Source organism: Lactobacillus sp. wkB10, from assembly GCF_000760615.1.
In the GTDB taxonomy this organism is placed as follows: domain Bacteria; phylum Bacillota; class Bacilli; order Lactobacillales; family Lactobacillaceae; genus Lactobacillus; species Lactobacillus huangpiensis.
Genome location: NZ_JRJB01000001.1, coordinates 1 through 19052, shown reverse-complemented (window position 1 = coordinate 19052; position 19052 = coordinate 1). Strand labels below are relative to the sequence as shown.

The 19052-nt window shown below is 35.5% G+C and carries 18 protein-coding genes, 7 tRNA genes and 1 riboswitch; of the genes, 2 read left to right on the top strand and 23 right to left on the bottom strand.

Translation table 11 applies throughout. The features are described from left to right. Positions 1-13: 13 nt before the first annotated feature. Genes LACWKB10_RS00125 through LACWKB10_RS00105 form a run of 5 tightly spaced genes read right to left on the bottom strand, consistent with a single transcriptional unit; the run spans position 14 to position 3556 of the window. Entirely contained in the window at positions 14-838 is an 825-nt protein-coding gene (locus LACWKB10_RS00125) for a PTS system mannose/fructose/sorbose family transporter subunit IID (RefSeq protein WP_034977109.1), read from the bottom strand. Then, on the bottom strand, positions 819-1649 hold the full coding sequence (locus tag LACWKB10_RS00120) for a PTS sugar transporter subunit IIC (protein ID WP_034977107.1): 831 nt from the start codon (positions 1647-1649) through the stop codon (positions 819-821). Before LACWKB10_RS00120 ends, LACWKB10_RS00125 begins: the two co-directional genes overlap by 20 nt. Before the next feature lie 13 nt (positions 1650-1662). Next, a complete protein-coding gene (locus tag LACWKB10_RS00115) occupies positions 1663-2133 on the bottom strand; it encodes a PTS sugar transporter subunit IIB (protein ID WP_034977105.1) in 471 nt (156 codons plus the stop codon). A 14-nt stretch (positions 2134-2147) separates the two neighbouring features. Next, complete coding sequence (locus LACWKB10_RS00110) at positions 2148-2837, bottom strand: GntR family transcriptional regulator (protein ID WP_235191474.1); 690 nt, start codon at positions 2835-2837, stop codon at positions 2148-2150. A gap of 2 nt (positions 2838-2839) precedes the next feature. Further along, positions 2840-3556, bottom strand: a complete 717-nt coding sequence (locus LACWKB10_RS00105; RefSeq protein WP_034977098.1) for a GntR family transcriptional regulator — start codon at positions 3554-3556, stop codon at positions 2840-2842. 278 nt (positions 3557-3834) lie between these two features. On the opposite strand from LACWKB10_RS00105, the gene udk reads away from it, so the two are divergent. Then, on the top strand, positions 3835-4476 hold the full coding sequence (udk, locus tag LACWKB10_RS00100; RefSeq protein ID WP_034977095.1) for a uridine kinase: 642 nt from the start codon (positions 3835-3837) through the stop codon (positions 4474-4476). 43 nt (positions 4477-4519) lie between these two features. On the opposite strand, the gene LACWKB10_RS00095 is transcribed toward udk, so the two are convergent. Together LACWKB10_RS00095 and LACWKB10_RS00090 are read right to left on the bottom strand one after the other, a co-directional pair. After that, positions 4520-5098, bottom strand: coding sequence for an ECF transporter S component (locus LACWKB10_RS00095; RefSeq protein WP_034977091.1), 579 nt, complete (start codon positions 5096-5098; stop codon positions 4520-4522). A gap of 42 nt (positions 5099-5140) precedes the next feature. Further along, a riboswitch (TPP riboswitch) is annotated at positions 5141-5230 on the bottom strand. Between the two features lie 67 nt (positions 5231-5297). Next, positions 5298-6380, bottom strand: coding sequence for a M42 family metallopeptidase (locus LACWKB10_RS00090; RefSeq protein WP_034977089.1), 1083 nt, complete (start codon positions 6378-6380; stop codon positions 5298-5300). A gap of 241 nt (positions 6381-6621) precedes the next feature. On the opposite strand from LACWKB10_RS00090, the gene hpt reads away from it, so the two are divergent. Continuing rightward, positions 6622-7191, top strand: coding sequence for a hypoxanthine phosphoribosyltransferase (hpt, locus tag LACWKB10_RS00085; RefSeq protein WP_034977086.1), 570 nt, complete (start codon positions 6622-6624; stop codon positions 7189-7191). Positions 7192-7227: 36 nt separating this feature from the next. On the opposite strand, the gene LACWKB10_RS00080 is transcribed toward hpt, so the two are convergent. The 16 genes from LACWKB10_RS00080 to LACWKB10_RS00005 all read right to left on the bottom strand — a co-directional run bounded on the left by LACWKB10_RS00080 (position 7228) and on the right by LACWKB10_RS00005 (position 19038). After that, positions 7228-8574, bottom strand: a complete 1347-nt coding sequence (locus LACWKB10_RS00080) for a hemolysin family protein (RefSeq protein ID WP_034977083.1) — start codon at positions 8572-8574, stop codon at positions 7228-7230. Between the two features lie 95 nt (positions 8575-8669). Then, positions 8670-9326, bottom strand: a complete 657-nt coding sequence (locus LACWKB10_RS00075) for a nitroreductase (RefSeq protein WP_034977081.1) — start codon at positions 9324-9326, stop codon at positions 8670-8672. A gap of 448 nt (positions 9327-9774) precedes the next feature. After that, the gene (smpB, locus tag LACWKB10_RS00070; RefSeq protein WP_034977078.1) at positions 9775-10233 is read right to left on the bottom strand and encodes an SsrA-binding protein SmpB; all 459 of its coding nucleotides are present in this window, start codon (positions 10231-10233) and stop codon (positions 9775-9777) included. Between the two features lie 9 nt (positions 10234-10242). Continuing rightward, entirely contained in the window at positions 10243-12567 is a 2325-nt protein-coding gene (gene rnr / locus LACWKB10_RS00065; RefSeq protein WP_052060221.1) for a ribonuclease R, read from the bottom strand. A gap of 72 nt (positions 12568-12639) precedes the next feature. After that, complete coding sequence (gene secG, locus LACWKB10_RS00060; protein WP_034977075.1) at positions 12640-12873, bottom strand: preprotein translocase subunit SecG; 234 nt, start codon at positions 12871-12873, stop codon at positions 12640-12642. Between the two features lie 68 nt (positions 12874-12941). Continuing rightward, positions 12942-15002 carry an LTA synthase family protein gene (locus LACWKB10_RS00055; protein ID WP_034977072.1) on the bottom strand — a complete coding sequence of 687 codons (2061 nt, stop codon included), beginning with the start codon at positions 15000-15002 and terminating at the stop codon, positions 12942-12944. Between the two features lie 69 nt (positions 15003-15071). Next, positions 15072-16097 carry a lysylphosphatidylglycerol synthase transmembrane domain-containing protein gene (locus LACWKB10_RS00050; protein ID WP_034977069.1) on the bottom strand — a complete coding sequence of 342 codons (1026 nt, stop codon included), beginning with the start codon at positions 16095-16097 and terminating at the stop codon, positions 15072-15074. Beyond that, positions 16097-17140, bottom strand: coding sequence for a glycosyltransferase family 4 protein (locus tag LACWKB10_RS00045; protein ID WP_034977066.1), 1044 nt, complete (start codon positions 17138-17140; stop codon positions 16097-16099). The genes LACWKB10_RS00050 and LACWKB10_RS00045 overlap by 1 nt, the downstream gene beginning before the upstream one ends. Beyond that, a complete protein-coding gene (locus LACWKB10_RS00040; RefSeq protein WP_034977063.1) occupies positions 17133-18305 on the bottom strand; it encodes a glycosyltransferase family 4 protein in 1173 nt (390 codons plus the stop codon). Before LACWKB10_RS00040 ends, LACWKB10_RS00045 begins: the two co-directional genes overlap by 8 nt. A 109-nt stretch (positions 18306-18414) precedes the next feature. Then, a tRNA-Leu gene (locus LACWKB10_RS00035) sits at positions 18415-18499 on the bottom strand. Between the two features lie 44 nt (positions 18500-18543). Next, positions 18544-18614, bottom strand: a tRNA-Cys gene (locus LACWKB10_RS00030). Between the two features lie 23 nt (positions 18615-18637). Next, positions 18638-18709: transfer RNA gene (locus LACWKB10_RS00025), tRNA-Gln, on the bottom strand. A 7-nt stretch (positions 18710-18716) separates the two neighbouring features. After that, positions 18717-18789 (bottom strand) — tRNA-His (locus LACWKB10_RS00020). 12 nt (positions 18790-18801) lie between these two features. Next, positions 18802-18872 (bottom strand) — tRNA-Trp (locus LACWKB10_RS00015). Between the two features lie 4 nt (positions 18873-18876). Further along, positions 18877-18958, bottom strand: a tRNA-Tyr gene (locus LACWKB10_RS00010). A gap of 7 nt (positions 18959-18965) precedes the next feature. Beyond that, positions 18966-19038: transfer RNA gene (locus LACWKB10_RS00005), tRNA-Phe, on the bottom strand. Between the last annotated feature and the right edge of the window lie 14 nt (positions 19039-19052).

Here is a 19052-nt window from a genome sequence, read left to right as displayed (position 1 = left end):
GAATCTCCTTTAGTTACTGACCCAGCAGTCCTGACCAGGCACCAAATATTCCGATTGCTGCTATCAGCAACAAAATATATTGTGATTTCCAGCCCTTTTTATCAAGCCAGAAAATAAAGAATGTGAACAATAGAGGTAAAATACCAGGAACAATGCCATCACAAATTTTTTGAACGGTAGTCGCTTCAGCACCACTACCAATTTTCAAAGGCATTTTCAAAGTTACCATGGTCGCAACCATAGCCCCGACAACAGCAAGTCCTAAAACAGAAGCACCATAGGTTAACTTATCCATTAATCCAGTCTTTTGCACTTTATCAATAAATGATGAACCGATATTGTAGCCAATAAACAAACCATAATATCTAGTGATAATGGCCGGAATATTAAAGATCAATAAGAACAAAATTGGTCCTAAAATATTTCCTTGCATTGCAAGAGAAGTACCTATTCCCGTGGCAATAACCCTTAGCGTACCCCAAAAGAATGAATCACCGATACCACTCAAAGGACCCATTAGAGCAACTTTAATGTTATTGATTGAAGCTGCATCAAAATCAGGATCAAGTTCGTTTTGCTCTTCCATCGCAATTGAGATACCTAAAGGAAAAGTACTGAGCCATGGAGTAACATTATAAAATTCCAGGTGACGTTTATAGGCTTCTTTTAATTTTTCCTTGTTTTTGCCATAGATCTTTCGTAAAGCAGGAACCATTGAGTAAGCATAGCCAAGATTCATTTGGCGCTCATAATTCCAAGCCCATTCCATTGTGAACGACCGCCAGAAAGTTTTCATTAAGTCTTTTTTGGTGAGTAACTTAGAATTCTTCATCTTCATAATCTATGCCTCCATCATCTGAATCTTTTTCATTTGTATTATTAGAATTAGCAGCAGTATTTACTAACGGTTGACCTTTAAATGCGGAATAGCCAGTTAGAATAAGAGCCAAACAAGCGCCGAAAATGGCTACGCCAGTTACTGATACCTTGAGATAGACTGCCAAGGCAAAACCAATAATAAAGAAAGTGACATTATTTTTGTTGACCATCATCTTAAGCAGCAGAGCAAAACCATATGCTGGTAAAAGACCCGTGGCAATTCCCAAGCCATTAATAATGAACTGAGGAATAACGGCTAAAATCGCCTTAATTACTGGGCTACCTAACACATAAGAAATGCCAACTACTAACCCTATTGGCAAGTTAACCGAGAAAAAGCCTCCCAGAACGTTCATCCGACTTACACCACTACCATCAGCTTTTTCAGCATATTTATCAGCACGGTGAACGAAGAACGGTAATATGAAAATAAAGCACAGATTTTTGATTACCAACACAAGAGATGCGATGGGAATACCTAGTGTTAAGGCAACAGCAGTGCTTTTACCAGCTTCAATTGCAAAAGCAGTTCCCAAAACACTACCGGAAATTATTTCTGGGGGAATTGCCGCACCAATAGAAAATGAACCAACAAAGGCTAACTCTAGAGTTGCCCCCATAATAATTCCCTGATGCAGGTTACCCAACACCAAACCAGTTAACGTACAGGTTACAAGTGGCCTTGACAGCATGGATGAACCTACAAAATATTCGCCATTACCCATCATCGCAATTAAAGCCAAAATAATTGCGGTTAAATATACATTCATTATTTACCTCCAATCATTTTTTACGAAATTCTTGTCTTTCATCATTTGGCACCTGTTGAATCCAGACATCCACTCCCTTTTGTTGCAGTTGATCTAATTCACTGGCTTCTTCTGTAGTTAAATTAATTGTTTTAGAGTAGTTTTCTGTTCCTTCTCTGGGCTTAGTGCCACCAAGATTAAGGCCGGTTATTTTATCACCAGTTCCCTTAATAAGTTCAACAGCGTCAGCAACTGATTCAACTACGATCAACATTTTATATTTGTCCGTTATGCCCGAATTAATTGCTTTTATACTGTCTGCAACAGACTTCATTACCAACTTAGACTTTTCTGGCTTGGCTAGCCTGATAGCCGACTTACGGAAATCATCATGGGCAACATCATCGTTTACTACAAATATCGTGTTAACATCTAAACTATTAAACCAAGAAACAGCTACTTGTCCATGGACCAACCGGTGGTCAACTCGCACTAGTTTAATCACTTTTCATTCCTCCATTAACTAAAATCTATTGAGTACCTTGTTTTTAAAGCATCTTGCAGTCTGTACTCTACGGCTACAATTTTGCCTTCTCTAGTTGAGAATAGGTTCATAATTTTAAACACTGGGTCTTTTTCCTGAATATGAAATTGTTTACTAATTTCTTCGGTTGCTTTAATTAATTGAAAGTCTTGATAGACATCATCCGGCTTATGGATACCAGTATTGACTGCTTCAATTATTGACATTACTTTTAAACAATTAGGATCAAATCCCGGAAAGTTATCAAGAAGCAGAAGTAAATGTTCACATGTGATTTCATTCTTAATTTCAGCTGCAAAGGAGATATCATATAGCAATTCGTTTGAACTTACATTAAAAACCGCAGCGTAATATGAACCAACCAGTCTTAAATAAGTTTCTTTAAATTTAATTTTGTCTGAGGACTCCAAGTATAAAGGCTTGATAATACCAGTCATTTCCAAAATATTTTGTTTAGAAATTATTGGAGCAACAAATAAACCACTTCCTTTTTTACGGACAACCTTATTTTCAGCTACTAATTTATTAACAGCCTTTCTAATTGTTGTTCTACTAACATCATATCTTTTTTGTAATTCAACCTCATTGGGTAAAGTACTACCTGGTGGATAACCACCATTAACAATTCTTTTATCCAAATCGGTATATACTTCTTTAAAAAGCAAAATTATTCCTCTTGATAATCATAAATATTATTAGCATTAAAATGATATTTAAATTTATTTCCTACTAAATATTGAGTTGTACTCTCAATTGGTAAGTCATCGTCTTGATAATTGAAACTGTTTACTTGATAAAGAGGAGTACCTTTTTTGACTTTCAACAGACTGCTTATTTTTTTATCGGCCAAAAAACACGAGATACTTTCTTTACCATAAGTTGGCTTCACATGATACTCCTTCTCCAGAACCTCATAAAGCGATTTATTAGTAAAATCAATCTTTTCCATTCTGCTAAAATTCTTTTGACTAAAATACGTTATCTCATATGTTAGGGCAATATCTTTAACAAACCTAACTCGCTCAATTTTGATAACTGGCTCGTTTGAATTAAAAAATTCATCTAATCTCTTGGGCATTGTTTCGATAGTTGTTGCCAGATGTTTGATGCTAACTGTCTTATTTTTAAATTCAGTAGTCATTGACTCCATTCCCAGCATATTAATGTCAATTTTATTGTTAGAAATTATTCCTGTTCGCTCTTTTACCAGTATTTGTCCCTCATTTTTGAGCCCATCCAATGCATGTTTCACTGCATTACGACTAACTTGCAATTTCTCAGAAATTTCGCGTTGTGAGGGTAAATCTTTCACTTTTTTAAAGTGGATTAAAAATTCTAAATACTCTTGAACTTGAACCGCAGCAGTTCTCTCTTTGAATTCCATGATATTTTCTTCATTCTGGTATCATTATTTTATTTAATTGCTTCTCTTTTTGCAAATTGTCTTTTGTTTAAGACGTTTACTACGTATAATTTCTATTTTTAAAGTATATCTTTTAAATTTTTGATACCAGATTTATAGTAATCGCTTCCACTGTTCTTGTCAATATTTTTTTAGTTTCCAATTTTCTCAGAGCATTTTTAAAGTGAAATATACCTTAACTGTTGGTAATTAAAGGCAAAGTAAAGTAAAATATTTAAGGATTAAAAGGGAGTGGCACAATGTCGAGACTTGAAAAGCCTGTCGTAATTGGTATTACTGGTGGTTCAGGCAGTGGAAAAACTACCATTGCACAAAAAATAGTTGCTCAAATGCAGGAAGATGAGCATGTCCTGATTATGACACAGGATTCTTATTATAAAGATAATACTGGCATCCCTATGGATATACGAATGAAGATCAATTATGATCATCCCGATGCCTTTGATGTACCCTTACTAGAAAAGCAGCTGCGCGACTTGTTAGCATACAAAGCTATTGAGATGCCTGTTTATGATTTCAAGGAGCATACTCGCAGCAAAAAAACCATTCATAAAGAACCTGCTGATATCATTATTCTCGAGGGAATTTTAGTTTTAGCTAATAAAGAAATTCGTGATTTAATGGATATTAAAGTATATGTTGATACGGACGATGATATTCGCTTTATTAGACGTTTAGAGCGAGATTTAAATGAACGTGGGCGCTCAATTGACTCTGTAATCGATCAGTATCTGAGCACGGTTAAGCCAATGTATCATCAATTTATAGAACCTACTAAGCGTTATGCTGACATTATTGTTCCGGAAGGTGGCAAAAATGATGTGGCAATTGATATGTTGACTACTAAGGTTCATTCTATTTTAAGTAGAAAAGAGCAATAAAAAAGGAGTAAATGCATTACTGGCATTACTCCTTTTTGCGTATTTAATCAACTTTTGGCTTTAACGCATTATCGAATAAATTTGTGATCAGTTTAACTAAAACGCCATCGAAAACTAGCGAAGAAATGATATTAGTAATAAACATCACAATTTGAACCTGCATACTGAATTTACTCCAACCATATAAAATATATGATGGAATGAAACAGCCAAATGATGCAAAGAATGCACCGGTTAATACGCTTTTCCAGGTAAACTTTTGGTAACGCTCTTTTTTAGGAAAAAAACCAATTTCATTAGTTGCACCTTGAATGACACCTGAAAGAATAGTAGTAGCTCCCCACTGCCCACCAATCGCCATTTCAACAATTGATGCCAGCAATTCACCTATTGTTCCAGAGCCGGGCGTAGGAACAAAATACATTGCCAGTGGTCCCGCCATAAGCCATAAACCAGAAAACACAGTGTCTGTTACTGGCGCAAAACCTGTCGGTACCAAGAGCATCTTAACTAAATTAAAAGCCCAGTTAAAACCATAGGTATAAATAACACCCATAATGATACCAATCAGTGCAATTAAAATAATTGACTTCACATTCCATTTCGAGGACCTTGTAAACATAAAAATACTCCTAACTTTATATGTCATTAGGAGTATCTTTAGTAACTAAATTTAACACTTCCCTAACGCAGGTATTATCCCGTTCAGGTTCAGAGGGTATTTCTCAGCTATTTGGCACCCCTAGTGACTGATATTCATTTTTTACTAGTATATCACATTTTAACTAGTTTTTCTGCTCTATTCAAAAGAACAAGTATTTTTAAAACTGACTAAAACTTGCTAATTTCTCTTTTGTAAGATCACGAATAATAGCCAGCGTCAGATCTACAGAAGCTTTAAAATCGGAATAAGCACTAAAACAATATGGCGAATGTTCATAGCGCACTGGAATGCCAATTACAATAGTTGGTGCTCCGTTTTCATAATAAATTGCAGCTCCATCTTGTCCACCACCAGTACGAACCGACCGAGTATAGGAAATATTATTTTTATCCGCTAAATCACAGGCATATTGCTGAAATTTAGGATTAGGTAAAAAGGATGTATCCATGTCACGCAACATTGGTCCTCTTTTTAACCCTGTTTGTGATAACCATTCTGGAGTAAAAGTATCGTCAGCAGGACAAGATTCCAAGACTATAGCTAAATCCGGCTTTACCGCTCTAGCTGTGACATATGCACCTCGCAAACCCACTTCTTCCTGACTTGAAAGTGCAGCAACAACGTTAAAATCGCATTCTTCGTCCTTTAAATTGTCCAGGACATCTGCCATAGCAGCTGCGCCAAAACGGTCATCAAAGTCCTTACCGAAGAATAGACCACTTTTTTCATTGTATTCACATTTGACATCAACAAAAATTGGACAACCAGTATCAATTTGATAATCATTTATAGTTTCAGCTCGAGAACTGGAGCCAACATCAATAGACATATCTGCTACATCGGGTACATTATTTTTTTCAGCTGCAGTCATAAAGTGCGGGGGTTTAGTTGCAACTACTCCGGGCACATACTCACCTGCACGATTCTTTATTTTGACGCGTAAAGCAGGGATATTGTATTTGACCCAGCCACCCAATGGTACGAATTTAATCATTCCATTAGGCCGAACAGCCTGCGTAATAAAACCAACAGAGTCGGAATGAGCATCTAATTGAATTACCGGTTGGTCTTTTTTATTTTCTTTCTTAGCTGCATATACGTTGAGCATGCCATCAACTTTGACATTAGCAAAATCATGCACTGTTTCAGTAAACAATTTAACAAATTCTTCTTCAAAACCTGAAGTAGAATTAGCATCGGAAAAAGCTTTGAGCATTTTAATTTCTTGTTGTTTATCCATTTTTTTACCTTCCACTTAAAATATCTTATCTATTAATTCTACCAAAAACATGAGTTACAGGCTTTTAAAAAATAAATAAGATGATAAATAATCCTACTGCTTTTACTAATATATATGCTTTTTGTACGTAATTTAGTCCATAAATACTTAAATTGCTTCAAAATAATCTGTTTTTCTAGCCAAAAAATGATATAATCGAAAATATTAGAAATTTTAATTGTTTTAAATGAAGGGTAGATAAATGCCAAAAAACGACAATATTAATAATATTATTGATCATAAATTGTTTAGTGAAGATGACATTCATCAGATGTGTGTCAAGCTAGGAAAGCAGCTTACTACAGATTATGCTGGTAAAAAGCCTTTAATTGTTGGAGCACTTAAAGGTGCCATCTTCTTTTTAACCGATTTAGTAAGAGAAATGGATGTTAAAGCAGAAATTGATTTCCTTGACGTTTCCAGTTATGGTAACGAAATGGAGTCTTCCGGCAAAGTTAAGCTTGTTTCTGATTTAGCAACAGATGTTAAAGATCGTGATGTGTTAATTGTTGAAGATATCGTTGATACTGGGTTGACTCTGGATTTTATGAAAGAATTGCTTAAAAAACGTGGTGCTAAAAGCGTTAAATGTTGCGTTTTACTTAACAAAGAGGCAAATCGCAAAGTAGACGTTGATATTGAGTACTATGGTTCAAAAGTAGGAAATGAGTTTGTAGTTGGCTACGGACTTGATTTTATGAATTTTTACCGTAATTTAAAATATATTGGTGTATTAAAACCTGAAATTATTAAATTAGTTAATAATAAATAAAAAGGAGTTGTCTAACTGACAACTTCTTTTTACTGTCTACTCTGCTTTAGGTGCTTCTTTTTCTTGGTCAACAGCTTTAACAATAAACCAGCGCATAAATCCCTGCTCTATATCGTCAAGTTTGAATTCAAATCCTTCTAACTCAACTTTTTCACCTTTTTTCAAATCTGGATAGTGTTCCATCATGTAGCCACCAATAGTAATAATGTCACTATCCTGGAAGCTTTTTAAATCCTTTTTAAAGTAACGGGCAAAATCATATAAAGTGGTTTTGCCGGATACATGAATATTTCCTTGCTCGTCTTTAATTATATAATCATCAGAAACATCATCAATTTCATCTTTGACAGTACCAAATAATTCTTCGTAAATATCCTTATCTGTAACTATTCCGCTGGTACCACCATATTCATCCACAACAAGGACAATTGGGGTGTGCTTTTTAATCATTAATTGAAGAATATCTTGAATTGGCATCGATTCAGGCACAGTAATCATCGTTCTAATAATACGCGTAACTGGTACATTATCATCAATCTGACTTTGCTGAATAACATCAAAAGCATAGATATAGCCAACAACATCATCTTTATTGTTATCGCGCACAACTGGAATTCGGCTTGAACCTTCATCTAAATACATTTTAAGAGCTTGCTTAATTGTTTCAGTTGAATTAATAACTACTAGCCGTGTTCTATCAGTCATAATGTCTTTAGCTATTTTGTCATTCAGTTCAAAAGCACGTTTCATATAGGTCAGATCATTTTTATCAAGTGAACCCCCATGAACAGCTTTACGTGATAATTTGATGATTTCCGATTGAGAATAAACCTGATTTTCCTCATCAGCCGGCTCAAAGCCTAACATTTTCAGCAAACCATTTGAACTAGCATTAAGTAACCAAACGAAAGGGTAAACCAAAGTATGAAATAACTGTAAAGGTGTCACAATTTTTAGCAAAATCTTTACGGGCATGTCAATTGCAATATTTTTGGGCACAATTTCTGTAACCACAACTTCTAAATAAGTTAAAAGAATAACGCCTAATATTGCGCTAATAGAGCGAACGACAGAATGATTTAGATCAACTAAATTAAACATTCTTTCAAATATTGCAGCTAAAGTATCAGCTGAAAACCAACCCAAGACTACACCTACTAAGGTTGTCCCGACCTGTGTCGTGGAAAGGTACTCATTTAAATTATGAGTCATATGCAGAGCGCGCTTAACTTTGCGATGGTTGCCAATTTTATTAGACAGCATATCTTCAAGCTGGCTTGGCCTAGTTTGAACCAAAGCAAATTCTGCAGCCACAAAGAAAGATGCAAAAACAAAAATAACTAAAGTTGCTATTAAATTAGTAACTATTTGGGCCGTACTCAAAATTTATATCACCTTTATTAGTTTATCGTTTAAATTAAATTTCCTCATTTAACATTTTATCATTAATAGCGCTTTATTTTAATTAAATTACTTGTCTATTTAATTAATTTATAAATTTTTTTAAACGGTAAACGATCAGGATAAAATCTGGGATTATTAACTTCTGCCGCATTATCCTGGTACCCTAGCGCAATTGCCATACCCACAAGTTCATCTTCCGGAATTTTACAATACTTACGTACCAGCTCAGGATAAGATACCATTGAGTGCGCAGGCATAATTGATAATCCTTCATTCAGCGCAAGTAACATAATACTTTGTGAAAAAATCCCTAAATCATAAACCGACCAAGCTGGAGATGTTCTAGGAATCGTAAGAAACGCGATATCCTGAGCGTTGAACATATCATTATTTGATTCCGAGAATAGTTCCATTTTGTTATTAAAAAAATAAGGCTGGGAAGCCCCAACAGCAGCCATATTTTGACTAGGATATGAATCCCAATTGAGTGACAACATTTTGACAAAATCTTCGTGAGGCTCAACATTGTTATCAATTTGAGTTTTCACTTCTTTTTTTAGACCATCAAGCGCATCACCAGTTAACATATAAACTTTCCAAGGTTGTGAGTTAAGTAATGATGGTGATAACTGAGCCTTTTGAACGATCTTAGCAAGTAGTTTTTCGTTAACTTTTCTACTAGTAAACTTGCGAGTTACTCGTTCATGGTTATAAACTTTATTAAATTCCATTCCGATTCAAATCCTTACATATTTAGAGAGCATAATGAAACACCCTACATTTTAAAAACAAATTTTTCTAGAATTTCAAATACAGGTAGAAATAATCAAAAATATTCTATTTTTCAATACTCACTTGTTTACACTTCTATTAAAGTTACAACTTAAAGCATTACTATCTAATAAAATCAGTCATATACACATTAATAATATTAATAAATTATACGCAATATTGCAAAGGTATTTGGCAAAGATAACAAAAAATTTTTATAAAAAAAGATTAATTTATTTACAATTTTGTGCATAATTCACAAAGCCATCTTTTAAAGTCCTACTATTAAATCAGGATTAGTAAATTATATACGGAATCTTTTAAAATAGATATTTATAATTTGTTAATTTTTAAACAAGTACAAAACTAAAAAACAGTTTAATTATAAAAACAAATTAAACCGTCTATTTATATCTTATATTGTCTGCGTATTTCTCTTTCTTGGTCTCGCTTCTTAATCGTCTCTCGCTTGTCATATTTTTTCTTTCCTTGACCTACACCAATAAGAACTTTAGCAAAACCATGTTTAAGATAAACTTTTAAGGGAATAATCGCAATCCCGCGTGCAGATTGGTCCTTAGCAAGTCTTGCCAATTCTTTTTTATGTAAAAGCAACCTTCTTGAGCGAAGCGGTTCATGGTTATAGCGGTTGCCCTGCTTATACTCACTGATATGAACATTTTCAAGAAAAGCGGAACCGTTAATAATTTGTACATAGCCATCCCGTAAATTGATGCGCCGAGCTCGGACTGATTTAATTTCTGTGCCTGTCAAAGCAATACCTGCTTCATATGTTTCTTTAATGAAATAATCATGGTGTGCCTTTTTATTTTGAGCAATTAAATTTTCATTTTTTTCTTTTTTCAATTTTCTAACCTAATGTTTGTATCTACTTAAATGTGGATGATTACCATTTTTTTGAAAATTGTTGCGGTAGTGACCCTTATGTGCGTGATCGTTGCGAAAGCCCCGATTACCATGTCTTTCGTTTTTAGCCCCACGATTGTTATGAGACTTCTTAGGAGCATTGGGATCATAAATTTCAAAATCAAGCTGATGTTGTTCAACATTGGCATTCGTAAGGGTTACTTTAAGAGGCATCCCGACATGATATTGTTTATGAGTACCTCTTCCGGTCAGTGTCATGCTTTTTTCATTATAACTGTAGAAATCATCCGTCAAATTTGAAATATGAATTAAGCCTTCAACTGTATTGGGCAACTGGATAAACATTCCAAAACTAGTCACAGAAGAAACAACAGCATCAAAGTGTTCTCCAACTTTATCCGCCATATATTCTGTCATCTTTAAGTCATTTACTTCTCTTTCAGTATCAACAGATACACGTTCCTGAGTTGAAGTCTGATCTGCAACTTCAGGTAAATAGCTGGCAAAATGATCCTGTACTTTTTGGTTAATACCCTTTTCACTATATGCGTGAATCATTCTATGCACCATTAAATCAGAATACCGTCTAATTGGTGAAGTAAAATGAGTGTAGTATTTAGCGGCAAGACCAAAGTGCCCTAGTGGCTCTTCTGAATAATGTGCCTGTTTTAAGCTACGAAGCATCATCATTTGAACTACTGCTTCTTCAGGTGTATCTGTTGTTTTGGCCACGACTTTTTGCAAATCAATCGGCTTAACGTGATTGGGATCAGCAGTAATATGCAATCCAAAAGCACTGCAAAATTCAAAGAAGCCTTTGATACGCTCACCATCTGGAATTTCATGTACACGATACAGAAATGGAACGTGTTTGCGATAAAAGTCTTCCGCTACAGTTTCGTTTGCTATCAACATGAACGATTCAATCATTTTTTCAGCTATTCCACGATCGTGCAACACGATATCAGTGGGTTTACCCTGATCATCAACAATAATTTTTGCTTCTGGTTCTTCAAAATCTATTGCACCACGCTGATGCCTTTGCTGATATAACGCATTATGCAGTTCGGCCATATCTTGCAGCATTGGTGCCAACTTAACGTATTTGTCTTCAAGCTCTTCATGACTATTTGGATCCAGAACCTTATTGACATTGTTATAAGTCATTCTGCCGTGAGATCTCATAACAGAAGGATGAATACGATAATTAACTCTTTTTCCTTCTGGAGAAATTTCCATTTCGCAAGACAAAACAAGACGATCTTGCCCCTCATTTAAAGAACAGATGCCATTAGATAATCTAAAAGGCAACATTGGAATAACACGGTCAACAAGATATGTACTATTACCCCTAGTAAAAGCTTCTTTGTCCAAAGGAGAATTTTCCGTCACATAATGCGCTACATCAGCAATATGAACCCCTAAATGATAGTTACCGTTGGGAAGTTTCCATAAAACCACGGCATCATCGAAGTCTTTAGAATCATCCCCGTCAATGGTAACTGCGGGCTGGTTCCTAATGTCCTCTCGATCCGCCATTTCTTCCTCAGTCACGTGATCAGGAATGGCATTAGACTGCTCAAGAGCATCTTCAGACCATTCTGTACGAACATCATGCTCAGAAACAATGGCCATAATATCGACACCTGGTAAATTTTTGTTACCAATAATATTGGTAACAACACCTGTCATTGAATCTGGATTATCTTTGTCAGGATAACTAGCAATCGATACTTTTACAATATCTTGTTTTTGTGGACGCAAACTGTCCTGACTAATATAAACACGATAGTTCGCCAACTTTTTATTTGAGCTGAGAACGTAACCAATAAAATGACTGCTTCTTATTTGCGCGTCAGTCATTGAGTGAAATTCACCAACAATTGTTTTTGTGCCACGTTCGAGAATTTCTTCTATTTGTCCTTCAGGTCCCTTGCCATTCCATGGATTACCACCAGCAGTTATTTTGACCTTAACACGATCACCATCCACGGCAAATGCTGTATAATCGCGAGCAATAAAAATATCATCAGCATCTTCGTCTTCGAGTTTGACGAAGCCGAAACCCTTGCTGTTAGCCTTAAAAACACCTTCCACTTCGGTGTTTTCTTCAGCTAATTGGTAACGGCCATTGCCATCAGTAATTATTTTCTTTTCCTGTTCCAAATACGATAATGCTTTGACCATATCTGAAAAACTGCCGAGTCTGTCTCGGCGCAACATACGGTCAATTTGTTCAACTTGATATTGTTTTTTAGGATTGTGACGAAAAATCTCTAAAACATTGGCTAAGATATTCTCGTTTTGTGCCATGCACTTAACTCCATTTCCTTAGTAAAAAGATAAAAAAAGTCCTCCCATCACTTGATCGGGAGGAACCATTAGTTATTTTGAAGACAAATAAGCTAATACAATAGCAAAAGCGAAAAAGAGCACCAGCAAAACAGATGTTACTTTTTCCATAAATGCTTCAAAACCACGTTTCTTCGTTTGACCACTAAAAACTGCACCGCCAGAGAGTGCATTCAATGCATCTTGCTGCTTTTGCGGCTGCATCATTGTCGCAATAACGATTAAGATTGAAACAATAATTAGTAGCGTCATAAATAAATTGTACAATGCGCTGCCTCCAATATACAGATACGTTACTGGGTAATTTTAGCACAAAATAGATTTAATTTCGAGTATTATTTTTCGAGTTCAGGTGCATCGGTCTTAAATTTATTTTGCGTTGTTTTTTGGTGATTTTTATACCATAAAGAAGTTTTATTTTTTACATACAATTTTTTTAATGATTTTTGCTCATTATAATCATAATCTTGCGGTTTAACCTTTTTAAACCATTTTGGATGATAAAAACGTAAAAGATTACCTGCTATAACACGATCAGACAATGAAAGCTGTGTTGTTACCTTGTTTGAAATTGCTACTAACTCAGTCTTTAATTTTTTGTCTGGCTGAATTATTTCCTCACCAGTTTTAGTATCATAATACGTACTGCCTACTTTTGCATATAGCGGTGTTATAAAGTCACCATTACGCTGTGCAACAATTTGTGGTGCCTTTTTACTTAATAAATCATGACCAAATTGTATAGTGCCCTTGTTACTAATTCCAAGCAAATTTAACAATGTTGGCAACACGTCAATTTCCCCACCATAAGTTTTTTTAATGCCGCCTTTTAACCCATTCATATGAAACATTAAGGGAACACGCTGAAATTTCAAGTTATCAAAATTAGTAAATTCATCCTGATCAAGAAGCTCTGCACTTGCCTTATGGTGGTTGCCAGAAATACCATAATGATCACCATAAAAAACAAGTAATGTATTTTTATCTAAACCAGTCTTTTTCAACCAACGCATTAATTGTCCTACGGCCTGATCTAAATAATGAGCCGTTTGGACGTAACCATCGACCGTTTCATCACCCGTGTCAGTTTTGTCAATTGATTGATTTTTCTTATCTAAATCATATGGATAATGATTTGTTACAGTAATTAATTTAAGATAAAAAGGTTGCGGCAAACGTTCAATATACTTAATTGATTGCGAGAAGAAAATCTTGTCTTTTAAGCCATAACCAATGTAATACTTAGGTTTATTTTGATAATAAGAAAGAGGCATAAAGTACTCATAGCCAAATTGCTTGTAGGCATTATTACGATTCCAAAAAGAACCGGCTCCACCATGCATAACGGCAGTAGTATATCCACCCTGTTGTTTTAATATTGCAGGAGCACTCTCAAACGTATTTGAAGTGCCATAACTAGACATTGCTGAACCTGATTGTAAACCAAAAAGAGAATTTTCCAGCATCATTTCGGCATCCGAAGTTTTGCCTTGACCTACTTGATTATAAAAATTGGCAAAACTAAGAGTGTTTTTAGAATGATAAAGTTTATTTAGATTAGGAGTGACTTCCTTGCCCTGCCATTTATACCCTATTAGAAACTGCTGAAAACTCTCAAGATGTATAACCAACACATTTTTGCCCTTTGCAACACCAGTATATGCGCTATTCGGTTTAACGTAGTTAACCTTTAAGTACTTTTTAACAGATTGCAGGTCAGATACGTTGGCCTTTGCCATTTGTTCGCTTGTTTGAGCTGTTTTAAACGCATCATATACTGCATATTCATTCATACCCAAATATTTAACAATATAGCTGTTGTCAAAAGTTCTAGTTAGCAAACCTGAGCGGTCTTTTTGAGCTATCAACAAATTAACGCCAATGAGAAGAACTGCAATACCTTCAAGCAAAAGATTAAATCTTAACTTTAATGGACGTAAATCATATTTAACGACTTTGGCAACCATTAAAAAAATGATAAGAGCAATGTCAATAAAAGCTAAAAAATCTGTTACCCGGGTTATTCCTACAATGCTTTTGCCCAAATTATCAGCAGTTGAGCCGGAAGTTTTAATTATAGACAAAGACAAAAAATTTGAAAACTCGCGATAATAAAGGATATTGGCAAATAACCACAAACTGAGAACAAAATCAATTGCAATCATAATCCAATAGGACTTTCTACCCTTAAAGAAAAGACCAATTCCCAGCAAAAGTAGTCCTGAAGGCAAAGGATTTAAAAATAGCAGAAAATTCTGCATTGCACCTTCGGCACCTAGATTAAATTTTGTTAGATAAATTAAGTATGTTTTAAACCAGAAAGTCACTAAAACAATAGTAAAAAAGCCTAGTTTGGTTTGAGTCAGCCATTGTAGAAAAGACTTAATACGTGTCATCCTATTCTCCTCTCACTAAGCCTATATCTTACCCTTAAGTGCAATTATGCGCAGGTATTTTAATAAAAATTAATCATTTGGTGGGCTTAGCAATTTTTGCGGTTTAAAAATCCAGCCAAAGATTCCTAAGATCATGCCGAAAAAGTACGTGACAAAACGCCACAAGAACATCCCTACGATTAAGGTGCCATTAGATGAAATAAAGGTGGAAAATAAAGTTTGAAAACTATATTCTGCCCCACCTGATGCTCCCGGAATAGGTATAATTGCCATGAACATAATAATCATAATGTTCATTTGAGTTACGTTTGCCCAATCAGCAGAAACATTTAATGTAACCAGAGTCATGTAGGGAATTGAATAAAAACATAATAGTTGTAAAACAGTCAGTACTACACATACTATCAATTTCTTTTTTTCTTTTTTTAGCTTTTGGCTTTCTTCATAAAATGTTTCAATTTTATCAAGCGTGTTTTTACGCCATATATCGACCCGCTTTTGATTAATAAATTTCGCTAGTAAGTTCATTATCCAGTTGGCAGCATTTTTAGTCCAATTATAGGCAAACAAAATTGCCAGCAAAAAAGCAATAGAGCTAACATGAATTAAAAAGCCGATTGCAATGAAAACAGCTAAACCCGCAAACTTTGTTGCAACCATATGAAAGCCAGTAATAATTGTAGTGACGTAAGCTAAAAAAACTACAATTTGATAAATAATAAACTTCATTAGTAGTAAGGATGTTGCCCGACCGCCTTCTATTCCCATTTGAACCATAGCAGCCAATTGTGAAGGCTGTCCTCCAGTTGACATAGGAGTGATGGCATTAAAAAGCGCTTGAATCAAAGGAATTCTAAAAAAAGACCATTTTGAACGTTTAGGTTCATTTTTGCGCTTGGTAAGAACTGCCAAAATGCTAGCTTCAAAAACAAAAGAAAGAAGCATTAAACTAAAAACAGCAACTAAACCAATCAAATTAATATTGCGAGCTGCTTGTTCCAATTGTGCTATTGGAGTTGATTTTAAGTCAACATATAAGACTATGCCACTTATTACAAGAACTATGGCAACACCCCACAAGTGTTTTTTATTCATTAGCGAATTTGTCCCAGCTCACGACCAATTTCATATTGTTCGTGATAAAAATCATCCCATATATGAGCTAAATTATCTTCAGAATATTTTTCACTAGCTTCATCAGATAATTTGCTATATTTATTTAAAATTGCAGAATTATGAGCGGCTGCTTGTAATTGCTGATTCATTTCAGTAAAATTGCTGCCCTTCAGGTAGTAACCACTAATTATTGCCTGATATAAATCGAGATCACGCAACAAAACTGGCGTACCACAGCTAAAGGCCTCTAAAACAGACATTGGAAACAGCTCATCATAAGACGGCAAAACAAATAGATCTGCAATATTGAGGTAATCAACTAATTTCTGTCGATCAATGATTCCGGTAAATTTAAGATTCTGTGGCGGATTTTCGACCAGTTTTTTAAAATGATCATAACCATCAGTTATTTTGCCAAAAGAAAAGCCTCCGGCCCAAATAAATTGCATCTCAGGATTTGCCTCGGCCAATTTGGCAAAATCATCAACACCTTTACGAGCCTGTACTTGACCATCACCGAAAACCACAAATTTATTAAGTGGTATACCTAATTGATGCCTAAATGAATTCTTTTTTTCCTGACTTTCTGAATAAAACTCATTCTTCGATACAAAGTTGGGAATATACTTCACATTTTCACGCTTAATACCATATTTAACTAACTTATCAATAAAAATCGGATTAACAACTACGATCTCATCCATCCGTTTATAAAAATCAATTACATACCTATAAAAAATATTTTTTGCCAATGAAGGCAATTTAACTGATCCTTCAAGCGTTTCCGGCAAAAAGTGGACATAACCAATTTTGCGTCCTCGTGCCGGTGAAAAGCTGTTAGCAAAATAAGTTGGATTTACCGTATGATAATGTGTCAGATCACTTTTGCCATACTTGTTGTTAGTGACATAAAATTTATCGACCAAGTGTGTTCTAAGTAATCTTAGCAGCTCCGTATAAGCAGAACCGACTCCTTGTCCTTTTACTGAGGCAGCTTGTGAAAACATATTAATTCTAATCATTTGTCTCCTCTTTGAGATCTCTTTGATAATTTAAAATTGTATCTTGATAAAATTGATAAACTGAACTGGCAAATTTTCGAGCAGAGATTTGATCCATTTTTGCAGCTAATTTATCATGCGGGATTTGTTTTCTCCCTTTTCTTAAGTAGAATAATATTTCATTTAGCATTTCGCCAGGGCTATTAAAGACTCTGCCAAACTCTTCATCATCAAAAACATGTTCAGTATAATCGGTATCATAAACGACACATTTTGTACCTGAAGCTAATGCTTCAATATATGTCAGACCTTGAGTTTCCGTATCACTGGCCGAAACAAACAAATCAGCCATTTTATAGTATGAACCAACATCATCGTGAGGTATATCCCCAGTAAATATTACACTATCTTCTAATGTTAATCTTTCAACCTGTTCTTGCAAAACTTCCATATCTGGTCCATCGCCAGCAATTACTAGACGTGTTTCCGGAAACTCATCAAGAATTTCTGGCATTGCATTCAGAATGCGGTCAATTTTCTTTTCTTCCGCAACTCTGCTCAAAGTTAACAATACTGGTACTTCGTCTGGTATATCTAACTCTTTGCGAACGTCAACTGTCTCAAGCTTATTTAAGCTATTTATGTCCACTCCAGTTGGAATAACTCTCATAGGTATGTTTACCCTATAGCGTTTTAAAAGTGCTTCTACGCGCTTACTGGGAGCAATAACGCCATCCATATTTTTTAAGTAGGCATTAGTAAATTGCTTAACATGATATGGTCGTAACAAATGTCCATTTAAAACGTAGTGCAGGTAATCTTCATACATAGTATGGTAAGTATGAATTACCGGAATTTTCAATTGGTGGGCAACGTACTTCCCTATCATACCCAAAGCAAATTCGGTTTGGGTATGAACAATATCCAATTTAACTTCACGAGCAACTTTTGTAGCTTCAAAAAATCCTCTAAACGCAACGCGCCTATCAGTAAACGAAATAAAGGGAACACTGCTAAAACGGAATATGTTAGCCTCAACTGTTCCTTTTTTTATATGAGGATCGGTAGTAGTAAAAATAAAAACATTATGACCTTGCTCCTCAAGAGCATCTTTTAAGGTTTTAATTGATGTTGCGACACCACTTAATTGTGGAAAATATGAATCGGTAAAGATACCTATATTCATCTTAAATACCTCCATAAAAGGTATTATAAAGATTACACATAACTTGTGCAATTTTTATAGAAAAAATTAACAATACAAAAGCAGCTCTCGTATGAGAGCTGCTCAGTAATAGCGGTGATCGGGGTCGAACCGATACGTCCTAAACGGACACCAGATTTTGAGTCTGGCGCGTCTGCCAATTCCGCCACACCGCCATAATAATATGTTTTAATTAACAGTTCAATGAGCGAACCGATAAAGGCGGGGATCGGATTTGAACCGACGATTAAGGTTTTGCAGACCTCTGCCTTACCACTTGGCTACACCGCCATCGAATTATATTAATAAATAGATTGGGATAGCTGGATTCGAACCAGCGCATAATAGAGTCAAAGTCTAGTGCCTTACCGCTTGGCTATATCCCAATACTAGGGCGGAATATGGGATTCGAACCCATGTATGCCGGATCCACAAACCGGTGTGTTAACCCCTTCACCAATTCCGCCATGAAGGTAAACAGGGATAGTAGGAATTGAACCCACACTAGCGGTTTTGGAGACCGATGTACTACCTTTATACGATATCCCTATTATGGAGGAGGGTGGATTCGAACCGCCGAACTCAGAGAGAGCGGTTTTACAGACCGCCGCGTTTAGCCACTTCGCTACTCCTCCAGGCTGATGGCGCGGGACGGAATCGAACCGCCGACACAAGGAGCTTCAATCCTTTGCTCTACCGACTGAGCTACCGAGCCATCCTACGGTCCAT